The organism is Bacteroidota bacterium (assembly GCA_034723125.1).
Classification (GTDB): Bacteria; Bacteroidota; Bacteroidia; order CAILMK01; family JAAYUY01; genus JAYEOP01.
On sequence record JAYEOP010000403.1, the window covers coordinates 1 to 7,895 of the forward strand.

The following is a 7,895-nucleotide window of genomic DNA, read 5'->3' on the forward strand; positions in this document are numbered from 1 at the left end:
TCGCAATGACGGTATGGTGGAGTTTTTTTATAAAGGAGTCAACAGTATCTTGCATCCTCAAACAAATCAACAAATCACCGAATAAACAACTTAATGACAATTAAATGACAGCGAAGCAAATGACCACTAAATGACTATTGAAACAAATAAACAATTCTTCTTTAGCGTTCTTTGCTTGCCCCATAAGGAAGAATGACTGTATCGGGGTGTCTTTGCGAGAAAATATAAACAAATCAGTCGGCAGTCAAGAATAGTCCACAGTCTTCAGTCAACAGTCAAATTCCAAATAAACAAAACTTGCGACACGAAGTTAGCTCGTATGAGTCCGCATGGATAAACAACTTAATGACAATTAAATGACAGCGAAGCAAATGACCACAAAATGACTATTGAAACAAATCACCAAATAAACAAATAAACAATTCTTCTTAGCGTTCTTTGCTTGCCCCATAAGGAAGAATGACTGTATCGGGGCGTCTTTGCGAGAAAATATAAACAAATTACCAAATCACCAATTCATCAAGCATTTCTTCCTAAACTAATCAACAAAATTCTGTATAAGTATTTTAAACTAATAACTATAAAAATACTTTACTTTGCAGTAATTTAAATTATTAAATAATCAATCTATAATGAACAAAAAAATAATTATTTTACTTTTGATTTTTAGCTCAACAATTGTTTTTGGTAAAAATTTTCAAAAAGACACAATAGGAGATACAAATAAAATTAAAATCCACACCCAACTACTTGAAAATCTGGATAGTTTATCAACTTTGTGGTATGTTCAAAAGTCTTTGGATTTAGAAAAGAAAAAACATAAAAAAAATAAAATTACAGGAACACCTGAGTTTTCCGATTCTATTCTTAGTGAGCGTTTGTCAAATATACCTTCTGTAATTGCATTGCCTTATAATTCAAGAGTTAAAGCATTTATAAATTTATATGTAAATAAAAGACGAGGACAAGTTGAATCAATGCTTGGGCTTACAGAATATTATTTTCCGATATTTGAAGAAATTCTTGATAAAGAAGGACTTCCCCATGAATTTAAATATCTATCTTTAATAGAATCAGCTCTAAATCCACGCGCAGTTTCAAGAGCAGGTGCTACAGGTATTTGGCAATTTATGTACACTACAGGAAAAATTTACGGATTAGAAATAAATTCATTTGTTGATGAAAGAAGAGACCCTATAAAAGCAACTTATGCAGCAGCAGCTTTTTTAAAAGACCTTTACGAACTTTATGGAGATTGGACTTTGGCACTTGCCGCATACAATTGCGGACCCGGTAATGTAAATAAAGCAATTCGTAGGTCGGGTGGTAAAACAGATTTTTGGGAGATATTTTATTATTTGCCACGCGAAACACGTGGATATGTACCTTCATTTATTGCAGCAAGTTATTTTATGCACTATCATTCGGAGCATAATTTAGAAGCAAGAAAAATAAGTTATCCTGTTTTTTGTGATACAATAATGATTGATAAAGAATTGCATCTCAAGCAAGTATCTGAGGTCTTAAATATTGATATTGAACAATTACGTGATCTTAATCCTCAATACAGAACTGATATTATTCCTGCAAAAACAAAAACCTATTCTCTAAAACTTCCGGCTGAGGCTGCTACACGATTTATTGATAATCAAGAAAATATATTTACATACAAAGATTCTATATTTTTTAATCCAAAACTCGCAGTTGTTTCACCTCCAAGAAACCAAAGAAATAGAAGCTATAACCCACCAACTTCTAAAAATAAAACAGCGATTTATTATCGTGTGAAATCAGGCGATAATCTTGGTTTTATTTCTTCTTGGTACAATGTTCGTATTTCCGATTTACGCTATTGGAATAATATTCGTGGGAATATGATTCGTGTTGGACAAAAACTTGTAATCTATGTTCCGACCTCAAAAGCAGCTAATTATAGTAGTGTTGATAACAAAAGTTTTGCACAAAAACAAAGGGCAATAGGAGGATCTGTGAAAACAAATTCAACAAAAGCTACTAAAACTGTTTCGGCTAAGAAATTAAAATCAGGAAGCTATTTTATTTATGTTGTAAAATCAGGAGATAATCCTTGGACAATTGCTCAAAAATATTCGGGAGTGAGTTCGCAGGATATCCTTGATTTAAATGGAATTTCCAATTCACGAGGATTGAAACCGGGACAAAAAATTAAAATTCCAAAAAGATAAATGATTCAAATCCAGATTGTACAATGAAGCCATTTAGGATAGTTATTTTTTTAATTGCAGTTTTTCTGATATTGTCAATTGTGCTATTTGTATTTCCTAAAGGTGGAATAAAATTATCTGAGGATTTTTCTATTAAATTACCAACATTTGAAAATATTTTTAATCCAAAGAAAGTAGAATACGCTGATATTTCAAATATTATTAGCAATACCGATTCATTGATAACAGAGCCTGAAAAAGAAAAAAAAATTGATACTCTTAGGGCTGATGCAAATGATTTGATAACCAATGTTTATAAAATTCAATATCCTAATGGAGAAAAAGAAATTTTATATCCTTTCTTTCGTGAATTAAAAAACCTAAAATCATCAGGGAAATTGATAAGGATACTTCACTACGGTGATTCTCAGATTGAAGGTGATAGAATAACATCTTATTTGCGATTCAAATTTCAAAACATGTTTGGAGGTTCAGGTGCAGGAATGTTACCCATTTTAAATGTTACTAAATCAATTTCATTAAATGTAAATGCTTCGGATGAGTGGAAGAAATATACAGTTATTGGAAAAAAAGATTCTACGCTAAATCATAAACGATACGGTGCATTATTAAATTTTGCACGTTTTTCTCCTGTTTCAAATGATAGCATTCTCAATGATAGTATTAACTATGAAGCCTTGATAACTTTAAAAAAATCAAATCTCACTTATTATAACACAAGACAATTCAATCAGTTAAGATTATTTTATGGTTACAATAAACAAGCATTTACAATTGAGCTTTTTGATAAGGAAGAAAAACTTATTAGAAAAGATTCATTAGAAGCAAGAAATTCGGCTACAACAATAAGTTGGAAATTTGAAAAAACTCCTGAATTATTAACATTAAAGTTAAAGGGAAAAGATAGCCCTGATTTTTATGGAATTGCTGTTGATAACACTTACGGTGTTGCTGTTGATAATATTCCTTTGCGAGGTAGTGCAGGTCTTGATTTTGCTAAAACAGACCTTGTATTTTTGAGCAAGATGTATAGATATTTAGAGGTAAAATTACTTGTTCTTGAATTTGGAGTAAACGTTGTTCCTAATGTTGTTGACAATTATGATTATTACGAGAGGTGGTTTTATAATAATTTGAGAGCATTAAAACGAATTAACCCCGAAATTTCAATTATTGTAATAGGATTATCAGATATGGCACGAAAAACCGAATCAGGCAATTATTACGAATCCTATCCAAATATCGGATTGATTCGTGATGCACAAAAAAAAGCTGCATTTAAAGCAGGCTGTGGTTTTTGGGATCTTTATGAAGCTATGGGTGGAAAAAACTCTATGCCAAGTTGGGTCTTTGCCAAACCACCGCTTGCAGCTAAAGATTTTACTCATTTTAATCACAAAGGAGCAAAAATAATTTCTCAAATGTTTTTTAATGCACTAATTACAGATTATAAAGAATTTGCAAATCAATGAAAATAATATTCTTGAATATATTAAAAACAAAAAAATTAGCTGTTGTAAAAATGAAATATCTTTATTTATTTATTATTTTTGTTTTTAGTTATTTAGTAATTAATGCTCAGGATTATCCTCTTGAAATTGACCATTATAATTATATTCATTATGATAAAAACAAAATAGAATTTAAAGGCAAGTCGTATGAAAATTACTTAAATCTTTATAAAACACTTAACAGTCTTGCATTGCAAGGGAAAGGAAAAATTAATATTGTTCATATTGGAGATTCACATTTACAGGCTGATTATTTTTCAGGAGAGCTAAGAAAGAGATTACAGACATTTATTAAAGGAGGTCTTGGTTCAAGGGGTTTCCTTTTTCCTTACAGTGTTGCCAAAACAAATAATCCTACAAATTATAAAGTAAAATATACAGGTAACTGGGAAAGATGCCGAAATGTAAGTAAAGACAATCCGTTTGATTTAGGTTTAGCAGGAATAAATGTTTATACTTATGATAGCATTGCCTCAATGAGTTTTGAACTAAATACAAAAGATTATCCTCAATACGATTTTAACAATATTAAACTTTTTTATAATACAGAGCATTGCCCTTACACTATTGAAATAGAAAACGATGGAGGTAACAAATATGTTTATACAAATTACGATGCAGGATATTCCGAATTTCATTTTAGCAAATATTTCGATTCTGTAACTATTAAATTTATAAAACTTGATTCAATAAATGAACCTTTTATTTTTTACGGTATTTCATTTGAAAATGATAATCAGGGAATAACATACAGCACAATAGGAGTGAATGGTGCAGAGGTTGAGTCCTATTTGAAATGTAAGCTATTTCGTTCTCAACTAAATACCCTGAATCCTGATTGGATAATTATTTCTCTGGGTACAAATGATGCTTATTACAGTAAATTTGATTCAAAAGTTTTTGAAAATAATTACAATAATTTGCTTGACTGGATTGATGAAGTAGCACCGGGTATTCCAATACTAATTACAACACCGGGTGATAGTTACCGAAGAAGAAGATACCTGAATTACAACATGGAAAAGGCAGGAAAGGTACTTATGGATGTTGCAGAAAAACGTGATGTTGCTGTATGGGATTTTTATAACATTATGGGAGGTTTAAATGCTATTAGTTTATGGTATCATAGCGGACTTACTGCTCGTGATAAATTGCATTTCAATAAATATGGCTACTTATTACAAGGAGATCTTTTGTTCAATGCTTTTGTGAAATCTTATGATAATTTTATAAAAAATAACAAAATTAATTAAATGGAAATACTGAAAGATATATTTCTTTATAATCAGGATTCTCCTTTACTTTTTACTCAGCTTCTTTTCTGGGTTTTTTTTGCTGTTGTTCTTATTGTTTTCTCTTTAATTTATAAAAAGAAATTAATACGTACTGCTTTTCTTTTTATCTCAAGTTTATTCTTTTACTGGAAAACAGGAGGATATTTTTTTGTCCTTCTTCTTATAACAACATTTGTTGATTTTTATGTTGGGAAATTTATTTTTCTTGCAAAAACAAAACAAAAGAAGAAAATACTTTTGCTAATAAGTCTCGTTTTTAATCTTAGCATTCTTGCTTATTTTAAATATTCATATTTCATTATCGGAAGCATAAATTCTGTTTTTCATACAGATATTCAAGTTGTGAATTTATTTGCACAATGGACAAATTCATTAACAAATACGCATTTTGACGTTAGCTCTATTATTTTACCTGTAGGAATTTCATTTTATACTTTTCAAAGTCTTAGTTATGTAATTGATATTTCCAAAGGAAAGTTGAAACCCGTTGACAACATTATTGATTATGGTTTTTTTGTTACTTTTTTCCCACAGCTTGTTGCAGGACCAATCGTTAGAGCTACTCATTTTATACCCCAGATTTATCAAAAATTTAAATTAACAAAGGATGATTTTGGTCATGCAATATTTTTAATAATGAATGGACTTATCAAAAAGATGATAATTTCCGATTATATTTCTATAAATTTTGTTGACCGTGTTTTTGACAGTCCTCTTTCTTATTCCGGTTTCGAAAATTTGATGGCAACTTTTGGCTATGGAATTCAAATTTATTGTGATTTTTCGGGATATACGGATATTGCAATTGGAGTGGCACTTTTATTAGGTTTCCGAATACCGATAAACTTTAATTCACCTTATAAAGCAAAAAACATTTCTGACTTTTGGAAACGCTGGCATATTTCTTTAACAAGCTGGTTTCGCGATTACCTTTTCTTTCCTTTAGCACTTAGATTTTCGAAAAAACTTAAGAAACAAAAATACGCTTTTATAAAAGCTGATTACATAATTTATTTTTATGCAGCACTTTTTACCTTTATAATTACAGGTTTGTGGCATGGTGCTGCTTGGCGTTTTGTTGTTTGGGGAGCTATTCATGGAATTTGGATAGTGTCTCATAGATTTTGGATTACTCATATTAGAAAAAAGAGAAGAAAAAGTAAGATTAATAATTTTTTCTCGGTAGCTATCACTTTTATTTTATTGAATTTTACATGGATATTTTTTAGAGCCACCGACCAACAGCACATTTCTGATATGTTCTATCAAATATTCATGCATTTTAGCTGGGAAGTAATACCTGAGATGATAATTTCATACAAAGTGGTTTTTGTATTAATTATTGGTGGATACATAATTCATTGGCTACCCAAAAATTTCAAAATTATTTATGAAAATTGCTTCAAAGCAACTCCTGTTTGGGCAAAAGCAGTTATCGTTGCAATTGTTGTAATTACTTGCTACCAAGCTATCTCATCCGATGTTCAACCATTTATTTATTTTCAGTTTTAGTTTTTTTAGAGTGGACTCATAATATATTCAATACCTGTGATTTAAACATTAGTGTGCTACGTCAGTCAAAAAAAAATATTTATGTTATACTATTTAGTGTCTATAAGAAAACTCGTATGTTTTTGACTGTTAGAATATTATGTGTATTTTGTCGCTTGAATCTAATGTCATAAAGTAGTCATTTGATTGTCATTAAATTGTCATTAAGTTACAAAACCCAATGACAGCTTGGCTAAATGACTATTAATGACAATTGAATGACTTTTACATTCACATCCATTATTAATTCAAAGCCCAAGTATAATAAGTAATACAAAGTTTTCTTAGTGCCACTATTTAGGAAACTTTAGTATATTTGACAAAATAAAAAATCATGAGGACGATACAATTAAACATACCTGACAATGTTGATTTGGATGATGGAGAAGCTAAAATGCTATTTGCATCTCGTTTGTATGAAAAAGGGAAATTAACATTAGGACAAGCATCTGAATTAGTAGGATTGTCAAAAAGAACTTTTATGGAGTTATTGGAAAATTATGATGTTCCTATTTTTAATTACCCAATTTCGGACTTAGATAATGATATTAAAAATGCACAAGATTATAGAACCCCCCTTTAGAATTAGTAAGAAATTATTAAATGAAGCAAAAAGAAAAAGTGGAGAAAAGTAATTATTTTTGTACTTCGTAGGTACAGCCTACGAACAACTCTTCTTGTTGATAAAGCTTAAGTTTTTTAGCATAGAATTGGGAATAGGATAGAAAAAATAAATATTGCTAATAAACGTTAAAATATCAAACTATTACAAAACAATGGAATGAACTAAAATAATCCTGCATCATGATTGATTTAATAAAAACACACATTGAAGAGCCAGAAAAACTTGAAAGATTATATCAGGATGATAAGAAATTATTCAAATCAAATTTTTTAGAACTGTATTCAGAAATAGAAAATTTTCCTCAAGCGAAATTTTGGAAAGCAAGACTTGAATATAAAAAGACTGTATCTAAAACATTTAATATTCAAAAAAATGACATTATAGTATTAATTGCAACTTGCTTTTTAACAGGATTATTAATTAAGCTACCTGCAATTTTTGATTTTAGTATCAAGGATTATTCGTATTACGAAAAAAATTCAGCTTTAATTGTTTTCTTTGGTTTGTCACTTTATGCTGTTTGGAAAAATCAAATATTTGATTCTAAAAAACAGTTTATAATTTTTCTAGCATTTTTATTTCCGGCAATTTATATAAATTACTTACCATCCGATACCGACAGCCATTCTATAAATTTGGCATATATTCATTTGCCATTGCTAATGTGGTGTGTTTATGGTTTGCTTTACATTGATTTTGATTTCAAAGA

General features: G+C 29.6%; 6 protein-coding genes. All 6 read left to right on the forward strand.

From position 1 onward, the window contains the following. Window positions 1-632 precede the first annotated feature (632 nt). Window positions 633-2,204: a LysM peptidoglycan-binding domain-containing protein gene (locus U9R42_10780; GenBank protein MEA3496509.1), complete on the forward strand. Its 1,572-nt coding sequence runs from the start codon at window positions 633-635 to the stop codon at window positions 2,202-2,204. 80 nt (window positions 2,205-2,284) lie between these two features. Next, complete coding sequence (locus U9R42_10785; protein ID MEA3496510.1) at window positions 2,285-3,676, forward strand: hypothetical protein; 1,392 nt, start codon at window positions 2,285-2,287, stop codon at window positions 3,674-3,676. Further along, complete coding sequence (locus tag U9R42_10790; GenBank protein ID MEA3496511.1) at window positions 3,673-4,968, forward strand: GDSL-type esterase/lipase family protein; 1,296 nt, start codon at window positions 3,673-3,675, stop codon at window positions 4,966-4,968. The genes U9R42_10785 and U9R42_10790 overlap by 4 nt, the downstream gene beginning before the upstream one ends. Then, the gene (locus tag U9R42_10795) at window positions 4,969-6,522 is read left to right on the forward strand and encodes an MBOAT family O-acyltransferase (GenBank protein MEA3496512.1); all 1,554 of its coding nucleotides are present in this window, start codon (window positions 4,969-4,971) and stop codon (window positions 6,520-6,522) included. A gap of 373 nt (window positions 6,523-6,895) precedes the next feature. Beyond that, window positions 6,896-7,144, forward strand: a complete 249-nt coding sequence (locus U9R42_10800) for a UPF0175 family protein (GenBank protein ID MEA3496513.1) — start codon at window positions 6,896-6,898, stop codon at window positions 7,142-7,144. 221 nt (window positions 7,145-7,365) lie between these two features. Then, window positions 7,366-7,895, forward strand: a 530-nt coding sequence (locus U9R42_10805) for a DUF4153 domain-containing protein (GenBank protein ID MEA3496514.1), incomplete at its 3' end; no start/stop codon positions are given.

Bases quoted from the DNA above. Each gene is read 5' to 3' on its own strand.
- U9R42_10780 (MEA3496509.1), top strand. From the start codon at position 633: ATGAACAAAAAAATAATTATTTTACTTTTGATTTTTAGCTCAACAATT.
- U9R42_10790 (MEA3496511.1), top strand. From the start codon at position 3,673: ATGAAAATAATATTCTTGAATATATTAAAAACAAAAAAATTAGCTGTT.
- U9R42_10795 (MEA3496512.1), top strand. From the start codon at position 4,969: ATGGAAATACTGAAAGATATATTTCTTTATAATCAGGATTCTCCTTTA.
- U9R42_10800 (MEA3496513.1), top strand. From the start codon at position 6,896: ATGAGGACGATACAATTAAACATACCTGACAATGTTGATTTGGATGAT.